Raw genomic sequence first — 16963 nt, 5'->3', positions numbered from 1 at the left:
AGACCGAAACACGACTACTTATAAAACCTGGTCCTGCGGCCCAATTTTCCTCAGATAGTATTTACGTATGAATCAGCCTCTCGCTGCTCAGCCAAGCCCTCTACTACCCGACGAAGAAGCGTTACTCCGACGTTCATATGATCAGTTACAAACTGCGCTTAGTATTGGCTTGATTGCTACTTGGTTTTGGGATATTGGAACGGATAAAGTCTACGGTGACTTAAACCTGCTTCGGTTATTCGGCTTCCATAACCACCCCATAACAACCGGGCTTCCGTTAAGTGATTTTACGGATTCTATTCACCCTGATGATCGGCCTCGGGTCATTCACCTTATTGATGAGGCTATACATTCAGGCCATATCTACGAAGCGGAGTACCGCATTACGCTCAACGGCCAAAATAGATGGGTACTGGCCAGGGGCCGGGTAACGCATGACGATCAACATCAACCCCTTACCTTATCAGGCGTGTTGATTGATGTTACAGACCGCAAACAGGTTGAACTACGTTCGCAAATAGCCGAAACCAGTTTCCGACTTTCGGTTGAGGCTGCCCGAATGGGAACCTGGGATTATAGTCCGCTTACAGGCGAAATGATCTGGTCTGACCGTACAAAAGAACTCTTTGGTCTTTTACCGGCAACACCCGTCGATTATACTGTCTTTTTGCAGGGACTGCACCCCGATGACCGCGAGTCAACTAACCAAGCTATTCAGGCTAGCCTGCAATCAGGTAACAGTAGTCAATTCGCTAGAGAATACCGAACGTTGGGTATCAATGATGGTCAACTACGCTGGATTCGATCGAGTGGGCAGGTTTTTCTTAATGAACAGGGCGTCGTTGACCGATTGATCGGGACAGTCGTAGACATAACGTTAGACAAAGAAAATGAATTTCTGCTGCAACAGCGGGTGGAAAGGCAAACACAGGCGTTGGAGCGACAGGCTCATCAATTACGAACTACGCTGGATGCATCTCTCAACAGTATTATTGGGATGACGGCTATCCGCGACGAGACCGGCAACATCATTGATTTTATGATGAATACGGCCAACGAAGCGGTGATCAAAAGCACATTCATGACGCCCGATCAACTTATTGGTCGGTCTTTATTAAGGGCGTTTCCGGGGAATTGGGAGAACGGATTTTTCGGTTTATATACGCGTGTGGTCGAAACGGGTCAGCCAGAACAAAGTATTCAGCCCTACCGTGATGAGTATGGACTTGAAGGCTGGTTCGAGGTATCGGCGGTTAAGCAGGACGATAACGGCGTGGTGGTCACGTATAACAACATTACCGAACGAAAACAGGCCGAATTAGTCGCTCAACAACAGGAAAAAAAGCTTCAGGAAGCCAATGCCGAACTCAAGCGCTCCAACGAAAGTCTTCAGCAGTTTGCTCACATTGCATCGCACGATTTACAGGAACCCCTCCGGCGCATTCAGGCGTTCAGCGACTTATTAAAAAATCAGTTTGCGGATAGCTTGTCCAACGGTGAAATGGATATAATTGGGCGAATTCAGAAGTCTGCCGGGCGTATGCAACAACTGATTAAAGACTTGCTGTTATACTCGCAACTGGCTACCAAGCGTGATGCCTATACGACCGTTTCACTTACTCAGGTGCTTGATGATGTCGTAAATGATTTGGACTTGACCATCGCAGAAAAAAAGGCAACTGTCGATGTGTCGTCACTGCCGCAAGTGTACGGCAGTGCGTCCCGACTCCGCCAGCTTTTTCAGAATCTGATTACCAATAGCCTGAAATTTTGCGTAGCTAATGTGCCGCCCGTAATCCAAATTCAGTTTCGGGCAGCCCAACCTACCGAACTCCCTCCTCATTTACAGAGCCAGTCTAGCCAATCTTTCTGGTTAATTACCGTAACCGATAATGGCATTGGGTTCGATGAACGATACAAAGATCGAATCTTCAGCCCTTTTCAACGCTTACACAATGTAACTACATATGGTGGAACGGGTATTGGACTGGCTATTTGCCAACGAGTAACAGACAGTCACGGCGGAGCAATCGACGTTAGCAGTCAAACCGGCAAGGGATCTATATTTAAGGTTTTTTTGCCTACTCTTCCTCAACCCGCATAAGCAGTTGGTTGTGCAGAAAAATAGTCTGATATAGCTTGAACGTTTGGCTGGCCGCAGCCACTACCTCGTCGGCATGGGGTGTGCCCTTTTGGGTCAGAAAATCCCCACAACTGCGCCAATAAGTACCCGTAGCAGAACCGTACCCCTGATAGAACCGGGCGTGTTCCAGCAAGGGCTGAATACTGACATTTTGCTGTAGCAACCGTCCTATAACCGTACCGCCCAGCATAGACCCTTCGCTTACATAGGCAGCGCCCAGCAACGCAACCGGCGACCAATCGGTAAACAGGTCCGGCATAGGCGCAGGCAGCGATTCATTTAAGTAGGTCAAATCGGCCACCAGCCAGGGCGTTTTCCGACGAATTTCCGGCTCATATGCCCGAAAAAAATCAGGATAAAGATCAATAGCCGCTTCCAGAGCCTGATGAAATGTTAGATGCGTATGCAGCAAATGGCTGTATTCATTTGCCGAGAGCGTACCGTTTCGCAGGGCTTCCGTATAAAAAAGTTGCTCGGTTTCCTCATGCGATGGCCGGGTTTCCTGCCGCAAACGGTCCAGTAAATTGGTCATTTATGATCAGTTCGGGAATTGTTTTCCAGCCAGAAATCACACAGGTGTGTAAGTACTGTGCCGGTTGCCTGATAACTACCAGGCTTTACAACATAAGCATTAATCCCAGCTTCGTAGGCCGACTGGATGTCTTTTGGGTTATCTGATGTACTAAACGCAACAATTGGCAGGAACCGTGTCCGTTCGATAGCCCGCGTTTGCTCAACTACCTCAAAGCCGCTTAGGCCCCCTAAATTCAGATCCATCAGCACCAACTTAGGCAGCCTTGCCTTCTGTTGCTCATAACGACCTTGCCCCGTTAGATACTCAAGGGCTTCTGAGCCACTGTTGAGAACTTTGAAGGTAATAGGCTTATTTATTTTCCGTATCAGGCGGCTAAATATGTCCGCGTCGTTCGGATTATCTTCAACATAAAGTACGTCTACCATGGGCTAGTTATACAGCAGGAGTTGTTGGAAACGAAACGAAAAATGTAGCCCCTTGGTTTGGTTCGCTATGAAACCATATTTTGCCCTGGTGCCGGGTGATGATCCGCTTAACAATTGCCAACCCAACACCAGAGCCTTCAAAGCCCCGGGCATTCTCCAACCGTTTAAACAGATCGAACATCTTACCCGCCTGCTTCATGTCGAAGCCAATACCGTTGTCCTCTATAGAATAAATAACCTCCTTATCGGTTTGAGACCCGTTTATTTGGACCAGCCCCTCCGGTGTTGGCTGAGTGTATTTAGCCGCATTGCCGAGCAAATTCGTAAATAGCTGAATGGCCATTGTAAAATCAGCCGTGATGGATGGCGTATCCCCAATTTCGATTCGCAGCGACCGGTCTTTAGTCGTTACCAGAATTTCATCCCGAATGCCCTCCAGCAATTGACGCATATCGACCGGCTGCGTATCCAGCTCAGTACGTCCCATCCGCGAATAGTACAGAATGTGACGAATCAGCTTGTGCATCCGGTCTGTTGACTCAATCACTTTCTGGAGCAAATCCTGCGCATCAGGCGCAAGATCCTGTCCATACTCTTCGATCAGAATTTCGGAGTAACACCGAATGGAGGATAAAGGCGTGCGCAAATCATGAGACACCGTGTAGCTAAAGGCGTCTAATTCCTCGTAAGCTAACTGCAATCGCTGATTGAGCAAACGAATTTCATTAGCCTGTCGGGTAACTATCTGCAAAATATCTTCCCGCAGTTTCACCACAACCGAAATTTCGGCTTCGCTCCACGATTCAGATGTGTTATGAACGAGTTCGGTCCAGGCGGCAAAACTTGTGCGGGGGCTAAGCCGCTGTGTTCCATCGGTGCCGACGGTAACGGGCTTTTCGGGGTTGCCCGCCCAGGTAACTTGCTGAATACGTTCGGGCTTGAACCAGAAAAGATATTCGTTCAACTCGCGCGACAACACAATGGTTAACAAGCCCGCGCCCACCGCCCGAAACTCTTCGGCTGGTGGATATATATTGGGTAGTTGGTCTGTTTCTAAAAACGTTTCAGTGCCGTTTGTTCTAATCCAGTCAGCCAAAGCCAAAATCTGCGTGTCGTTGGGCGTCTGACCAAGTTGATACAGTTTATTATTGAACAATAGTGCGGCTCCGGTTGCCCCCGTCACGTCGAGAGCTGTTACCGGAAGTTTCGTCAGTGCCCGCACAACGTCGTCGCTAAAAAGCAGTTGTTCGTTCAGTTGCAGGCCCGTCTGCTGGTATTGTTGCAGATTTGTTTGATCTTCTTTGTCTTTACGAAACTCCAACGCAGCCGACAGCAACTGGCTAACGAATTTGGCCGCCTGACGAGCCGGATAATCCACAAACCGGGGCGTTGAGTTATGGCATGAAATTAACCCCCACAATTCACCCCGATACAACAGCGAGATGCTCATGGACGCTTTTACGCCCATGTTTTTGAGGTATTCGATATGCACCGGCGACACTGCCCTCAACACCGAATGCGTTAAATCAAGCGGTTGGTCTTCAGGCCAGTCGGGTTGAGATAGCAAACGAGCGGGAACGCTACCGGCATTGACAATCAGTCGAACCAGATTAACTTTATACAGTTCACGGGCCTGACGCGGAATGTCTGATGCCGGATAATGTAGGCCCAGAAAAGGCTCCAGGTGGTCATCTTTTTCCTCTGCAACTACGTGCCCATGCCAGTCGGCCCCAAACCGGTACACCATCACCCGGTCGAAACCGATAATAGTCTTTACCCGCTTGGCCGTGTTTTGCAACAGTTCAGTAAGGGTTCGGCTGGCCTGTACCTCCGTTAACGCCTGTGCAATAAGTTGCTGATTAATAAATTGGTGTCGATCATCGTCGATCGGTTCCCATTCCAGTATAAGTAATTCCTGTTGTTGATGAATAATCAGATTCCAGCCCTTCCCGTTCAGGGTTAACCGGTATGGATTCAGGGTTTCCCAGGATTCGTTTCGCTGACCTACGTTCAGTAGCTCAGTTAGGGTACCTATGGGTATATCAGTGCCAGTCAGCATTGTATCAATGGACTGGCCCAGCAACTGGGCGGCTTCCACACCAACTAAATCGACAATATTATCGCTGGCGTGAACAATAGAATGGGTATCGGGATGAATGGCAATCAGGTAGCCGTGTGACTGGATGTGACCAAGAATATGAATTGGTTCACGCTCGCAGGTTGTCAGATCAATAGTTGCTGGACTCATTAACTAGTAGCTTATTGCCAAATAACGTAATCGACGAGGAAAGCAAACGAAAACACCAGACTAAGGGTCCGTAGCAATAAAGTGCAATATACGTATATATCAAGTAAATTTCGGTAAAAGTAGTACCCGTATTGAACAAGTATGTAGACAAAAGCAGTAAATATTTAGCTATGCATGCATTTTATTTGAGCAATGCCCCAGAGCCATTTGCTCAAGCGAAAAGTCTACGTTTAAATGCACCTACATATGTCTGCACGGATTTTAGTAATTGGTAGTTCAAATACAGATATGGTTGTCAAGTCAGACAGGCTACCGGCAGCGGGAGAAACTGTCATTGGCGGTACGTTTCTAATGAATCCCGGCGGCAAAGGGGCGAATCAGGCTGTTTCAGCCGCCCGCCTTGTCGAAGCCAATGCAGCACTAGCAGGCAGACAGGTAACGTTCGTGGCTAAAGTCGGCAACGATATATTTGGGCAGCAGGCTATGAGTGGTTTTCAAAATGAAGGTATTAACACGACTTATATATTGACCGATGCCGACCATCCTTCGGGTGTTGCGCTAATCAATGTAGACGCTACCGGCGAAAACTGCATTACAGTGGCCCCCGGTGCTAACGCCTACCTTCACCCAACCGAAACCGAAGCCGCGTTGCAATCGGCTGATGCAGACACACTGGTGCTGCTCCAACTCGAAATTCCACTGCCTACCGTCGAGTATGTAGTTAAGCAGGCAGCCAGTCAGGGACTACGGGTCATTTTAAATCCGGCTCCGGCGCAGGTGCTTCCCTCAACCCTATTTCCGAATTTATTCTTGATTACGCCCAACGAAACCGAAGCTGAATTGTTTACGGGGATCCGGGTAACAGACATAGCCACCGCCGAACAAGCCGCGCAGAAACTGCACGAAATGGGCGTTTCCAACGTGGTAATTACCCTCGGCTCAAAAGGGGCTTATCTGCATACGGGCACTCATAGTCAACTTATTACAACCTCTTCGGTTAAGGCGGTGGATACCACGGCGGCTGGTGACTGTTTCAATGGTGCCCTGGCCGTTGGGTTGTCAGAAGGACAATCGCTGCCCGATGCCATAGCCTTTGCCTGCAAAGCTGCGTCAATTTCGGTTACGCGTATGGGTGCTCAGGCATCAATGCCGCATCGAAACGAACTACTGTAGGATCATCGTTTTCTGCCGACTCATTAAACACTTATAGAAACTCCTCAATCAACTCGTTCTCTATGAAAATGCTCCTCTTGTCAGTCCTGATGGTAACGTTGCTTTCGGCGACGACCCTTCCGGTCAAACCGCCCAAAGTGGCCCCTAAAACTATTACGGTAACCAAATCTGCTCTCCAAAACAAAATAAAGGGGGGATGGGCAGGCCAACTGATCGGCTGCACATTTGGCGGGCCAACAGAATTTCGGTTCACAGGCACCATGATTAATGATTATCAACCCATTCCGTGGTACAATGGCTACATTAAGCACACGATGCTCAATACGCCCGGCCTTTACGACGATATTTACATGGACCTGACATTTGTGGATGTGTTTGAGCGAAAGGGAATTAATGCGCCCGTTTCCGAGCATGCCAACGCCTATGCCAATGCGGGTTACATGCTCTGGCACGCCAATCAGGCTGGTCGGTACAATCTCCTGAACGGCATGAAAGCCCCGGAATCCGGACACTGGCTCAACAACCCTCACGCCGACGATATTGACTTCCAGATCGAAGCTGACTTTTCGGGCTTAATGGCCCCCGGAATGCCAAACACGGCGGTGCAAATCGGCGACCCCATCGGCCACATTATGAACTACGGCGATGGGTGGTATGGCGGGGCCTACGTTGGGGCTATGTATTCGCTGGCGTTTCTACCCACCGGGCAGACAGGTGTCTCGAAGGATGTTAATTATATCGTTAGGGAAGCCCTAAAAACGATTCCGGCACATAGCACATTCTATCAATGCATTGCCGATGTAATTAAATGGCACGAGCAGTTTCCTAACGACTGGAAACGCAACTGGTTTGAGATTCAGCGAAAGTGGTCTAGTGAAGTGGGGTGTCCTGATGGTGTGTTTCGCGCATTTAACATCGACGCCAAACTCAATTCAGCGTACATTGTCTTGGGTTTACTTTATGGTGGAGGTGATTTCACCAAAACAATGGAGATCAGCACCCGAGCCGGACAAGATTCCGACTGCAACCCATCGTCGGCGGGCGGCATTTTGGGTACCCTGCTTGGATATGACAAAATACCTCCTTACTGGAAACAGGGGCTAAAAGAAGCCGAAGATATTGATTTCAAATACACGACCATGTCGCTGAACGACGTGTATGCAATGGGCATGAAACACGCGCTGCAAGTAGTGGAACTCAACGGTGGCAGCGTAGCCGGAGAACAGGTAACAATTGCGGTGCAAACACCCAAAGCCGTGCGGCTCGAACAAGCATTTACGGGCCATTACCCCGTGTTGATAAAAAACATTCAGAAAGATTTAGAAAACGAGTACAGTATTGATTTTGAGGGAGTTGGCTTCGTTCTACGGGGCGAAGCAAAAACGAAAGATCGGAGTTTGTCGAACGCGGCTTCAGCAAACAATGATATTAATTTTGCCTTCAACGCAGAGTTGTATATTGACGAGAAAAAGGTAGAAACGGTGAAATTACCCGTCAATTTTACCCAACGCCGACATGAGTTGTTCTGGAAATACCAACTGTCGAAAGGCAAGCATACCATTCGTATCAAACTACTAAATCCTGATACCGATCATGTTGTCCACATGACAGATTTGCTAGTGTATAGCGATAAGCCAATCAAATCAATATAGGGTAGAGCTGGTCACAAATTGGTCTGCCGTTGCGGCACGGAGAACCCGTTGTTGTTAATAAAATTTTTACAACTTATGTATGCTCCTCCGCTGGTTCATCTTTTTTCTGCTTCTGCCGCTATCCACTTTTGCACAGAAGCTTGTGCCGCCAATCCTGCACATGAATCCGATGGGTGCCTTACAGGTATACAGGGATAACTTAACGTTACTTCGGCAGGAATATCCTACCCACCGCGACCTGCCCAACCTGAAATTTTTCCTGTTCGGGATGGGCGACCGGCTAAAACTTATTTACCGCAATGGGCGGCTGTTAAACGCGTTGACCGGCAATATTGAAGAGCAATGGAATGTGCAGCAGGAAATCATTGTCCCATCGGCGTATCTGGTTCACTTGATTCTGGCTGACGGACAAACGGTACAGATCCAGGAAGATGAAACGGGGGTGTGGTTACTCCAGCCTACTAAACGGCCCAAACTAATTCCGGGTACACGCAGTCAGTTGAACTTGCCGCACTTTGCCGACAAACGCTTCGGACCCGTGTTGCGGGTGCTACATCAGGAAATACTTATCAACGTTATTCATGGGCGGCCTGTACCAAACTTTCTGGTTTATCAGAAACCCTCGTATCGAGATGCTACGCTGATGGCAATGGTGCTGCATGAGACTAACAATCTGCATCTGATTCACGACTGGATTATGGCTATCCGCGACCCATTCGACCGAAACAACCCCGGAATTACCGAAGCGGACAACCCCGGCGAGGTGCTATTTCTTGTCTCGTTGGTCTCGGATAAAACCCATCCGGCGGTACAGATGGCTTTAGATTCGGTCCAGCGATTCCGGTACGAGAACTATGTAAGGGGCAAAACTGATTATGTCGAACACCCTGTTTTCCAGACAAAATGGCTTAAATACGGACTCAAATCGCTCAATCTGCCCGACCCTTACGTTATTCCAAAACAGTATGATAGCTATTCATCGCTAGTCTGGTGGGCCTATACGAATGAACACATTGCCGGCAAGAAATTCAGTGATGATTTGAGTATCAATCATCCCCATTTTATCTGGGCAGAAGATCACTTTTACAGCCGTTCCCGTAGCAACAGCACAGGGATTCCAGAAAAACGGGGTATTGTCGGAAATCTTGACTACCCATTAAGTTGGGAACAACAAGGTAGTAATGCCCACTATCCCGGCCTGACGGTGCTGGACAAAGGTCTGGTAAAACAGACGTTAGCCTTTCCACACACCTGGCACGCTTCCGAGATGTTTTTGTTACTCAACGAGCAGTAAAACATCTCGTTCAGTAGAGTTTCCTCAAACAGAAAGCGCAACCCAGTTTGGATTGCGCTTTCTGTTTGAGATCATTTAGCCCTATTTCTTATTCATAATCAGCGCGAACCACCAATGGTGATGCCAGCTTTAACACTAAAATATGAATTTTTAGCCGTCAACGTGAGTCGGGCGGCAGCATTGGTTACACTGGTTTCGCTAATCAAGTTGTAGTTGGCTTCTACATTCAGAATACCGAATTTGACCCCTACCCTGCCCAATCCACCGATTGTTGCCGTGGCAGGTAGCGGATAATGGACAAGCGAACTGCCCGACGACTGATAGGTTTGTTCGCTGGCAGCCGTATAATAAGCTCCTACACCAACCCCAACATAAGGCCGCACAACACTTCCTATATCAATTACATAGTTAACCGTCGCGGTTGCGGAGAGCATTGACTTAACCTTACTGGCATAAAAAAGATCATTGTCAAGAGCCTCAGAGCGCTTGATAAATGCCTGCTCAAGCCGTAAGCCAACCTCAAGGTTTTTGCTCAGTTCATATTGTGGCTCAAGGCTGTAGACAAAACCAGGTTTAACAAAATCATTATTTCCTATATTATCCACAGGCGATGCATATCCCCCGGCAATACTTACTTTAAATGGTTTGGCAGGCTTCTCTGGTTTGGCAATTTGGGCGTTTACGACAAAGGATGCCAGTAAAAGTGTAGTAATGAATAAGTTACGCATAAAAAGGCGAGAATTTTGTACTTGGTTATTATTGAATTTTCAATGGGTAGTTCTTATCCTATACAAGTAATGCTCAATTTCCGTTGCAGCAAGTCCTTATTCATCCAGGAAAATAATGCCCGTTCTGGTTATCCAGGCCCGTGTAGTAGGTTCGTATTTATCAATCTGATCGCCACCGCCTTGCCGACGCGGATCATTTTCCTGCCGCATCCACACATCCAACCGCTTGCGCAACTGTCGGCTTGTTGACGCATACGTAGCTTCGTTGATGCGGTTATGGAGATTATACGGATCATTTTTCAGCACGTACAACTCTTCAGCGGGTCGCTTGTCGAAACCTAACGTAAATAAGCTCTTGACAGGTGCATCCCGCCGGTGATCCATCATGTAAATTTTGGTAGGGCCACCGTCTACATCGCCAAAAACGGAGGGCGTATTCGGAATGGTTTCGTCGCCAGCCGGCATCCGGTTCGGGCGGAAGTTTCGAATATATAAATAGTCTTTGGTTCGGATGGCCCGCATGGGATAGCCCGCTCCATAATCAAACTCCGGACGGCACAAACAATGCCGCTCGCGTTCAAGAAACACCTCAGACCGATGGACACTTTTCTGCCCACTCAGTACGGGCACTAAACTAAGCCCATCCAGTTCAGGCCGCTTTTTAACATCAGCCCAATCTAAAAAGGTGGGCATCAGGTCAATCAGATTCACAAACGAATCGTTTCGTTTAGGCTGACCTTTAGCAGAAAAATCACTTACCAGCAGCGGAACACGGGTACCATAATCATACAGGTTTGCTTTGGCGTGGGGAAAGGGCATTCCATTGTCGGAGGCAACAACAATAATGGTATTTTCTAACTGTCCTGAACGGTCTAATTTCTTAAGTAAATCGCCAATCTCCCGGTCTAGCCGTTCAACCTCCGATAGATAATCGGCGACATCGTTCCTAATTTCGGGTACATCAGGCAGGAACTTCGGCAGGTGAATTTTTTTTGGATCAATGCCGGATTTCTTACCGCTCCCCAGATCGAAAGGTCGATGCGGATCATTGGTGCCGAACCAGAAAAAGAAGGGTTGGTCTTTGGTAAGCTTATCAATGAACGAGTTAAACTCAGCCGTTTTACCAGCGGGATTTTCGGTGTAGCCCATTTTGCGAAAATCGCCGGGAGCCCACCCTTTTCGGTCGAAGGCAACCGCGTATCCTTCTTTTTCCAGAAGCTGAACGTAAGTTGGAATATTGTGATCGAGTTTTCCGACCAGATTAACGCCTTCACCGAGGTTATGGGGATAACGACCTGTTAGGATAGCAGCCCGCGATGGTGTGCAGGACGGAGAAGCACAATACGCATTTGTAAAAACGGTTCCGTGCTCCGCTAATTTACTCAGATTGGGGGTTCGTATGGTTTTGTCACCGTAGATACTGGCATAGGGATAGCTCCAGTCGTCGGCCAGGATAAATAGGATATTAGGCCGTTTTGTTTTCTGGTTAAACGAGAGAAAGCCAAGAGCAATCAACAAAAGCGAACCCGTCAGTAGAAAGATATATTTCATGCTCAGGCAGTAGTTTCCAGAAAAGTACCACGAAATTCTCTGTTCGTCAGGTATTTTCTTTCTCTTTGCAGGCGTTACGGTCAAACAGGCAGTCTATTCCGCCAACTAGAATCGCCCTAGTCTGCCGTCCTATTTGGCCGCAATAATCAATGCTAAACCCAGCACGTAACACAGGCCCATCAGCGTCAGGTAGCGATTAGAGATGGCGGGGGCTCCCCGAAATTCGTGCCAGATGAACACACCCCATAACACAGCTATAATGGTTGCACCTTGGCCCAACCCGTAGCTGATAGCATAGCCAGCCTCCCCCGATGCCAGTAAACTCGATGCCATACCCATGCACCAGACCATGCCGCCCAACATACCAATTCGGTGATTTCGACGGCTTACATCGCCATAGCTAATTTCACCGTCGGCGGGTTTACTCGCAAACCGACGCAGTATTGGCAGAAATAAGGGGGTGCTGACCAACACCCCAAAGGCAAACAGCACTAAAGCCGTATAAGGCGTTAGGAGGCCAGGCGCAGGATTGATAAAATCTACAGCCATGGCCCGTGCCACGAAGTAGAAAAAGAAACTCATTAGAAAGCCGCCTACCAGCGAGATGACAAGCCCCCGCGTACTGACAGATTGATCAGTGGTTGCTTTAGCCCGATAGGCTAAGGCGCTGAATACAATGGCCAGAAAAACAGCAAAAACTCCCCCCGATAATAAATTAACATTCCCTATTGGCGACAGAATATAATTAACGAGTACCCCCAGAATCAACGCCAGTCCGATACCAACCGGCATGGCTACTGATAGACCAGCCAACTCGATACCAACCACAATAAGAACATTGGCCATGTTGAACACGAGTCCGCCAATTAGTGCATAGAGTACACTCTGCGTATCGGCCTGTTTAAAATCGGCCACAAAAGATCGGCCATCCGAGCCTATACTACCAAGCGTAAAGGCTAGTAACAAGCTCATTATCAGTATACCATAGGTATAGTCCCGGTAGAAAATAGTTGTAGGAACAGACTGTGTGGTTAGTTTTTGGGTGTTAGCCCAAGAGCCCCAGCAAAGCATGGTCAAAAAGCAAATGCCAACCGCCAGCGGATAATGAGAGATAATAAACATAAAGGTCTAAGGTTGTTTAGGTTAGGAATGACGGGCAATTTACAAAATGCATCAATTATGACAAACTCTCAGTTTATTAAATATGATAAAACCTCAATTTATCGGAAAAGTTGATCAGACGGAGAGTCCACACTTTTCCGTTTTCTACCTTTACACGCATGAATTACATCTATATCTTATTTGCCTTTCTAGTTGGCCTGGCCATTACCGTTCAGGCCGGTGTTAACGCAAATTTGCGGCAGGCAATGGCTAGCCCTATTTTGGCAGCTGCTGTCTCTTTTGGCTCTGGCTTTGTGGCGTTAGTCATTCTTTTTATGGCTTCCGGCGCATCAGTGCCTTCACTTGAAGCTATTAAACAAGTGAGCTGGTGGAAATGGATGGGTGGGGTTATGGGAGCCGTTTATATGATAACCGTAATTGTTAGTGTCCCGAAGATTGGGACAGCTAACCTGGTAAGCCTGAGCGTAGCGGGGCAGCTGGTAGCGGCCCTTGTACTCGACCATTACGGTCTGCTGGGCTTCGCCCTTCACCCGGTCAATGGCTGGCGGCTGCTCGGTGTTGCGCTAATTATTACGGGCGTCCTGTTTGTCGTGAAAAACTAAAGACATAGCCACGGGTTTAATCTGTTACAGATAAGCACGGCTTTTAGCCCGTGGATATGTTATGATAAATTATCGCTTTTATCCTTCTCTGCTGAATGTATTTTCACGCTACGTACATGGCGGAAATCTTTCGGCACAAGAACTGATTGACTCTATAAATCGGGTTCCATCACCTACCACGGCGGCTCAGGAACGTGGCATCTCGTTTGAAGATGCCATAGTAAAAGGTACGCACGAAGACCGTTTTGATCCGGAGGTTATCAAAAAAGTCCGTAAACTTCTCCCCCGTCCCATTGTCGATACCCAGGTTTATTGCCAGTGGCAAATTGACGATGTGCTGTTTTACGGTTACGTTGATTTGATTGGCAAGTTTAAGGCGGTAGATTTAAAAACGACAGCGTCATACCAACCGGGGCGTTATCTGCATAACCATCAAAATCTGTACCTCCACGCCCTCAAGCGCAAAGGCATCAAGCTAATGGAGTATGTAATTACTGAGTTCCAGCCGGGTAGTCATACGGAGGTATATGTAGAAAGTTACGCGTTGACGCATCCGATTGATAAACAGCTGGAAGAGATCCGATTATTAAAATCGTTTCTGGAAGAGCACCGGTCATTGATTACCGACAGGAAAATATTTGTGGCCCCCGGCGAAGATGCTGATGCGAAGAGACGATGACATGTATGATTCGCTCATTTTATACGCTTATCATCCATAACCTCAATAACAAGCTTTCGGAAACTCAGTTTCGCCATACCTTCGCGCTATGCTTCAGCGCACCCTACATCTATACCAACGTGCTTACCAGGGCCTAGCGCCGTCAGTTTGGTTATTGGCGGGTGTCATGCTCATCAATCGCTGCGGCACAATGGTCTTGCCCTTCATGACGCTTTATCTGACCCTGCATCTAAATTATTCGGTCCAGGACGCGGGCATTGTGATGGCAGTTTATGGCTTGGGAGCTTTTGTGGGCACCTTCCTCGGTGGTCGCCTGACCGATCGGTTTGGCTTTTATTACGTTCAACTGTTCAGCCTATTGTTTAGTGGTGTGGCGTTGCTGGCCCTCCAGTTCGTCACCAGTTTCTCTATTCTTTGCGGCAGTGTGTTTGTCTTTACGCTATTTGGTGATGCTTTCCGACCGGCTAATCAGGCAGCCATTGCTTACTATTCGGAAGCCGAAACCCGTACTCGTGCGTTCTCGCTCAATCGGCTAGCCATTAACCTCGGCTGGGCCGTTGGCGGTGGACTGGGCGGCTGGTTAGCCGGTATAAATTACGCGCTTCTTTTTTGGGCCGATGGCCTGACCTGTTTACTGGCTGGTGTTGTCTTATGGATGTACTTGCCGGTTCCAGCCGCAACTTCAGCCACTGAATCAATTCATATAGAAACCCCATCAGCCCCTACGGAGTCACGATCACCTTACCGCGACAAATGGTTTATCGCCTTTGTGATCTGTTCCGCACTATATCTGGTCGGATTTATGCAGCTATTCTCCATTGTACCCCTGTTTTTCAAGCAGATACTGCGGATCAATGAGCGTACAATCGGTGGCCTGATGGCACTGAATGGTGTGGTAATCGTATGTGTCGAAATGACATTGGTTTACACCCTGGAACAACAGAAACGACCTAAAATAAGCCTCATTGTAGCGGGCGTCCTGCTCACCACCATTTCGTATATCGTGCTGGCCTCCACAAACTGGCTGCATGTCTCTACCATGACCATTGCTCTGCTCTTCATTCTGATTGGCACATTCAGCGAGATGCTGGCAATTCCGTTTATTCAATCAATCACAGTCGAGCGGTCCAGTACAGCCACACGTGGTCAATACCTGGCGTTGTATGCCATGGGCGGGGCACTGGCTCAAACAATGGCTCCCGCCTTCGGCTCACAGCTAGTAGCCCATTTTGGTTTTTCTGTCCATTGGCTGGTTATCGCGGCAATAAGTTTGGTATCGGCCAGTGGGTTTTGGTGGCTGGGACAGAGATTGAGGTCAGCAGTAAGCGGGGCCACTTAAGAAATTGTCACGCCAACTTTCTTTACGACCTTTGCAAGGATCAATGAACGAACTGTTTTTTCGCTCCCGTACATCTCGACTGTTCGTCGGATAGGCGAAACGTCGGGTCCGGTTTCACCTTTTTCACTCTTTCGCTTTGAAACTCTGGCAAAAAGAAGGCGTTAGTACCGCCGAACAAATTGAACGCTTTACCGTCGGGCGCGACCGTGAAATGGATCTTCACTTAGCTCCCTTCGACGTGCTGGGTAACCTTGCTCATGCCCAAATGCTCGAAACTATCGGTCTTCTGAGTTATGATGAACTGAGCATGATAACTGATGAATTGAAAATCATTTATCACCAGATTCAGACTGGGAAATTTGCCATTGAAGAAGGCGTTGAAGATGTGCATTCGCAGGTTGAATTGATGCTCACCCGCGTGTTAGGCGATGTGGGCAAGAAAATTCACTCGGGCCGGTCGCGCAACGATCAGGTGCTGGTTGATTTAAAACTCTTCACCCGCGATCGGCTCTGGCGCGTTGCCGAAAGTGTCAGGCGCGTGTTCGACCGGCTCGTGAGCCGCTCAGAGCAACATAAAAATGACCTTTTGCCGGGTTACACTCACTTGCAGATTGCCATGCCATCTTCATTTGGGCTTTGGTTTGGTGCTTATGCCGAAGCCCTTTCGGATGATATGCTGACGTTGCAAACAGCCTATCGGCTTGCTAACCGCAACCCACTTGGATCGGGAGCAGGTTATGGTTCGTCATTCCCGCTTAACCGAACCCTCACAACTGAGTTGCTGGGATTTGAAGGCATGCACGTCAACGTCGTATATGCCCAGATGAGTCGGGGCAAAACCGAGCAAACTGCCCTGACCGCACTGGCAACCGTAGCCGCTACCATTTCGCGAATGGCCATGGATATTTGCCTGTACAATAGCCAGAACTTCGGTTTCCTACTACTTCCCGACGCGCTAACGACTGGTAGCAGTATCATGCCACATAAGAAAAACCCGGACGTGGCTGAACTGCTTCGGGCTAAAACCAACCGAATGAAAGCACTGCCTATGGAAGTAACGCTCGTGATGAGCAACCTTCCCTCTGGCTATCATCGGGATATGCAGTTGCTGAAAGAAATCCTGATGCCTGCTTTTGACGAAATTCTTGATTGCCTTGAGATTACCGATTTCATGCTTGAGCATCTTCAGGTAAAAACCAATCTTTTAGACGACCCCAAATACGACTTACTGTTCAGTGTTGAGCGCGTAAACGAATTGGTGTTACAAGGTGTGCCTTTCCGTGAAGCTTACCAGACGATTGGCAAGGAGATTGCCGATCATACGTATGAACCACCCCGGAATTTGCATCATACGCACGAAGGCAGCATTGGCAACTTAGGCAACGACCTTATTGAGAAAGCAATGGATCAGGCAATGGCTGGTTTTGGGGCTGAATCGGCGCAAGAAGCAGTGAAAAGGCTGTTGGCCTGAA

The 16963-nt window shown here is 48.3% G+C and carries 14 protein-coding genes; 8 read left to right on the top strand and 6 right to left on the bottom strand.

The genetic code is table 11. The features are described 5' to 3' along the window. The first annotated feature begins 67 nt into the window (after positions 1-67). Positions 68-2104: a PAS domain-containing sensor histidine kinase gene (locus ACFS25_RS04220; RefSeq protein WP_381497155.1), complete on the top strand. Its 2037-nt coding sequence runs from the start codon at positions 68-70 to the stop codon at positions 2102-2104. Here ACFS25_RS04220 and ACFS25_RS04215 read toward each other — a convergent pair. The 3 genes from ACFS25_RS04215 to ACFS25_RS04205 are packed head-to-tail and all read right to left on the bottom strand — an operon-like array spanning position 2082 to position 5351. Further along, complete coding sequence (locus tag ACFS25_RS04215; RefSeq protein ID WP_381497154.1) at positions 2082-2675, bottom strand: biliverdin-producing heme oxygenase; 594 nt, start codon at positions 2673-2675, stop codon at positions 2082-2084. The genes ACFS25_RS04220 and ACFS25_RS04215 overlap by 23 nt on opposite strands. Next, a complete protein-coding gene (locus ACFS25_RS04210) occupies positions 2672-3103 on the bottom strand; it encodes a response regulator (RefSeq protein WP_381497153.1) in 432 nt (143 codons plus the stop codon). The genes ACFS25_RS04215 and ACFS25_RS04210 overlap by 4 nt, the downstream gene beginning before the upstream one ends. A gap of 7 nt (positions 3104-3110) precedes the next feature. Further along, entirely contained in the window at positions 3111-5351 is a 2241-nt protein-coding gene (locus tag ACFS25_RS04205) for an ATP-binding protein (protein ID WP_381497152.1), read from the bottom strand. A gap of 246 nt (positions 5352-5597) precedes the next feature. Here ACFS25_RS04205 and rbsK point away from each other — a divergent pair, with 246 nt between their 5' ends. The 3 genes from rbsK to ACFS25_RS04190 all read left to right on the top strand — a co-directional run bounded on the left by rbsK (position 5598) and on the right by ACFS25_RS04190 (position 9470). Continuing rightward, a complete protein-coding gene (gene rbsK, locus ACFS25_RS04200) occupies positions 5598-6524 on the top strand; it encodes a ribokinase (RefSeq protein ID WP_381497151.1) in 927 nt (308 codons plus the stop codon). Between the two features lie 62 nt (positions 6525-6586). Then, positions 6587-8176 carry an ADP-ribosylglycohydrolase family protein gene (locus tag ACFS25_RS04195; protein WP_381497150.1) on the top strand — a complete coding sequence of 530 codons (1590 nt, stop codon included), beginning with the start codon at positions 6587-6589 and terminating at the stop codon, positions 8174-8176. Between the two features lie 79 nt (positions 8177-8255). Continuing rightward, positions 8256-9470 (top strand): hypothetical protein, encoded by a 1215-nt coding sequence (locus tag ACFS25_RS04190; protein WP_381497149.1) that lies wholly within the window; start codon positions 8256-8258, stop codon positions 9468-9470. Positions 9471-9568: 98 nt separating this feature from the next. Here ACFS25_RS04190 and ACFS25_RS04185 read toward each other — a convergent pair whose 3' ends face one another. The 3 genes from ACFS25_RS04185 to ACFS25_RS04175 all read right to left on the bottom strand — a co-directional run bounded on the left by ACFS25_RS04185 (position 9569) and on the right by ACFS25_RS04175 (position 12871). Continuing rightward, the gene (locus ACFS25_RS04185; RefSeq protein ID WP_381497148.1) at positions 9569-10198 is read right to left on the bottom strand and encodes an outer membrane beta-barrel protein; all 630 of its coding nucleotides are present in this window, start codon (positions 10196-10198) and stop codon (positions 9569-9571) included. 96 nt (positions 10199-10294) lie between these two features. Beyond that, on the bottom strand, positions 10295-11749 hold the full coding sequence (locus ACFS25_RS04180) for a sulfatase family protein (protein ID WP_381497147.1): 1455 nt from the start codon (positions 11747-11749) through the stop codon (positions 10295-10297). A gap of 129 nt (positions 11750-11878) precedes the next feature. Further along, on the bottom strand, positions 11879-12871 hold the full coding sequence (locus ACFS25_RS04175; RefSeq protein WP_381497146.1) for a GRP family sugar transporter: 993 nt from the start codon (positions 12869-12871) through the stop codon (positions 11879-11881). Positions 12872-13029: 158 nt separating this feature from the next. Here ACFS25_RS04175 and ACFS25_RS04170 point away from each other — a divergent pair, with 158 nt between their 5' ends. The 4 genes from ACFS25_RS04170 to argH all read left to right on the top strand — a co-directional run bounded on the left by ACFS25_RS04170 (position 13030) and on the right by argH (position 16962). Next, positions 13030-13473, top strand: coding sequence for a DMT family transporter (locus tag ACFS25_RS04170; RefSeq protein ID WP_381497145.1), 444 nt, complete (start codon positions 13030-13032; stop codon positions 13471-13473). A gap of 61 nt (positions 13474-13534) precedes the next feature. Then, positions 13535-14152 (top strand): hypothetical protein, encoded by a 618-nt coding sequence (locus ACFS25_RS04165; protein ID WP_381497144.1) that lies wholly within the window; start codon positions 13535-13537, stop codon positions 14150-14152. A gap of 88 nt (positions 14153-14240) precedes the next feature. Then, entirely contained in the window at positions 14241-15491 is a 1251-nt protein-coding gene (locus tag ACFS25_RS04160) for an MFS transporter (protein WP_381497143.1), read from the top strand. Positions 15492-15627: 136 nt separating this feature from the next. Beyond that, positions 15628-16962, top strand: a complete 1335-nt coding sequence (gene argH / locus ACFS25_RS04155) for an argininosuccinate lyase (protein WP_381497142.1) — start codon at positions 15628-15630, stop codon at positions 16960-16962. Position 16963: the final 1 nt, after the last annotated feature.

This window comes from Spirosoma flavum, from assembly GCF_042686045.1.
Taxonomy (GTDB): domain Bacteria; phylum Bacteroidota; class Bacteroidia; order Cytophagales; family Spirosomataceae; genus Spirosoma; species Spirosoma flavum.
This window is presented reverse-complemented; position numbering and strand designations above follow the sequence as displayed.

What these genes read in the sequence shown, in the direction of transcription:
- ACFS25_RS04220 (WP_381497155.1), top strand. Translation starts at nt 68, where the DNA reads ATGAATCAGCCTCTCGCTGCTCAGCCAAGCCCTCTACTACCCGACGAA.
- ACFS25_RS04215 (WP_381497154.1), bottom strand. Translation starts at nt 2,675, where the DNA reads ATGACCAATTTACTGGACCGTTTGCGGCAGGAAACCCGGCCATCGCAT.
- ACFS25_RS04210 (WP_381497153.1), bottom strand. Translation starts at nt 3,103, where the DNA reads ATGGTAGACGTACTTTATGTTGAAGATAATCCGAACGACGCGGACATA.
- ACFS25_RS04205 (WP_381497152.1), bottom strand. Translation starts at nt 5,351, where the DNA reads ATGAGTCCAGCAACTATTGATCTGACAACCTGCGAGCGTGAACCAATT.
- rbsK (WP_381497151.1), top strand. Translation starts at nt 5,598, where the DNA reads ATGTCTGCACGGATTTTAGTAATTGGTAGTTCAAATACAGATATGGTT.
- ACFS25_RS04195 (WP_381497150.1), top strand. Translation starts at nt 6,587, where the DNA reads ATGAAAATGCTCCTCTTGTCAGTCCTGATGGTAACGTTGCTTTCGGCG.
- ACFS25_RS04190 (WP_381497149.1), top strand. Translation starts at nt 8,256, where the DNA reads ATGCTCCTCCGCTGGTTCATCTTTTTTCTGCTTCTGCCGCTATCCACT.
- ACFS25_RS04185 (WP_381497148.1), bottom strand. Translation starts at nt 10,198, where the DNA reads ATGCGTAACTTATTCATTACTACACTTTTACTGGCATCCTTTGTCGTA.
- ACFS25_RS04180 (WP_381497147.1), bottom strand. Translation starts at nt 11,749, where the DNA reads ATGAAATATATCTTTCTACTGACGGGTTCGCTTTTGTTGATTGCTCTT.
- ACFS25_RS04175 (WP_381497146.1), bottom strand. Translation starts at nt 12,871, where the DNA reads ATGTTTATTATCTCTCATTATCCGCTGGCGGTTGGCATTTGCTTTTTG.
- ACFS25_RS04170 (WP_381497145.1), top strand. Translation starts at nt 13,030, where the DNA reads ATGAATTACATCTATATCTTATTTGCCTTTCTAGTTGGCCTGGCCATT.
- ACFS25_RS04165 (WP_381497144.1), top strand. Translation starts at nt 13,535, where the DNA reads ATGATAAATTATCGCTTTTATCCTTCTCTGCTGAATGTATTTTCACGC.
- ACFS25_RS04160 (WP_381497143.1), top strand. Translation starts at nt 14,241, where the DNA reads ATGCTTCAGCGCACCCTACATCTATACCAACGTGCTTACCAGGGCCTA.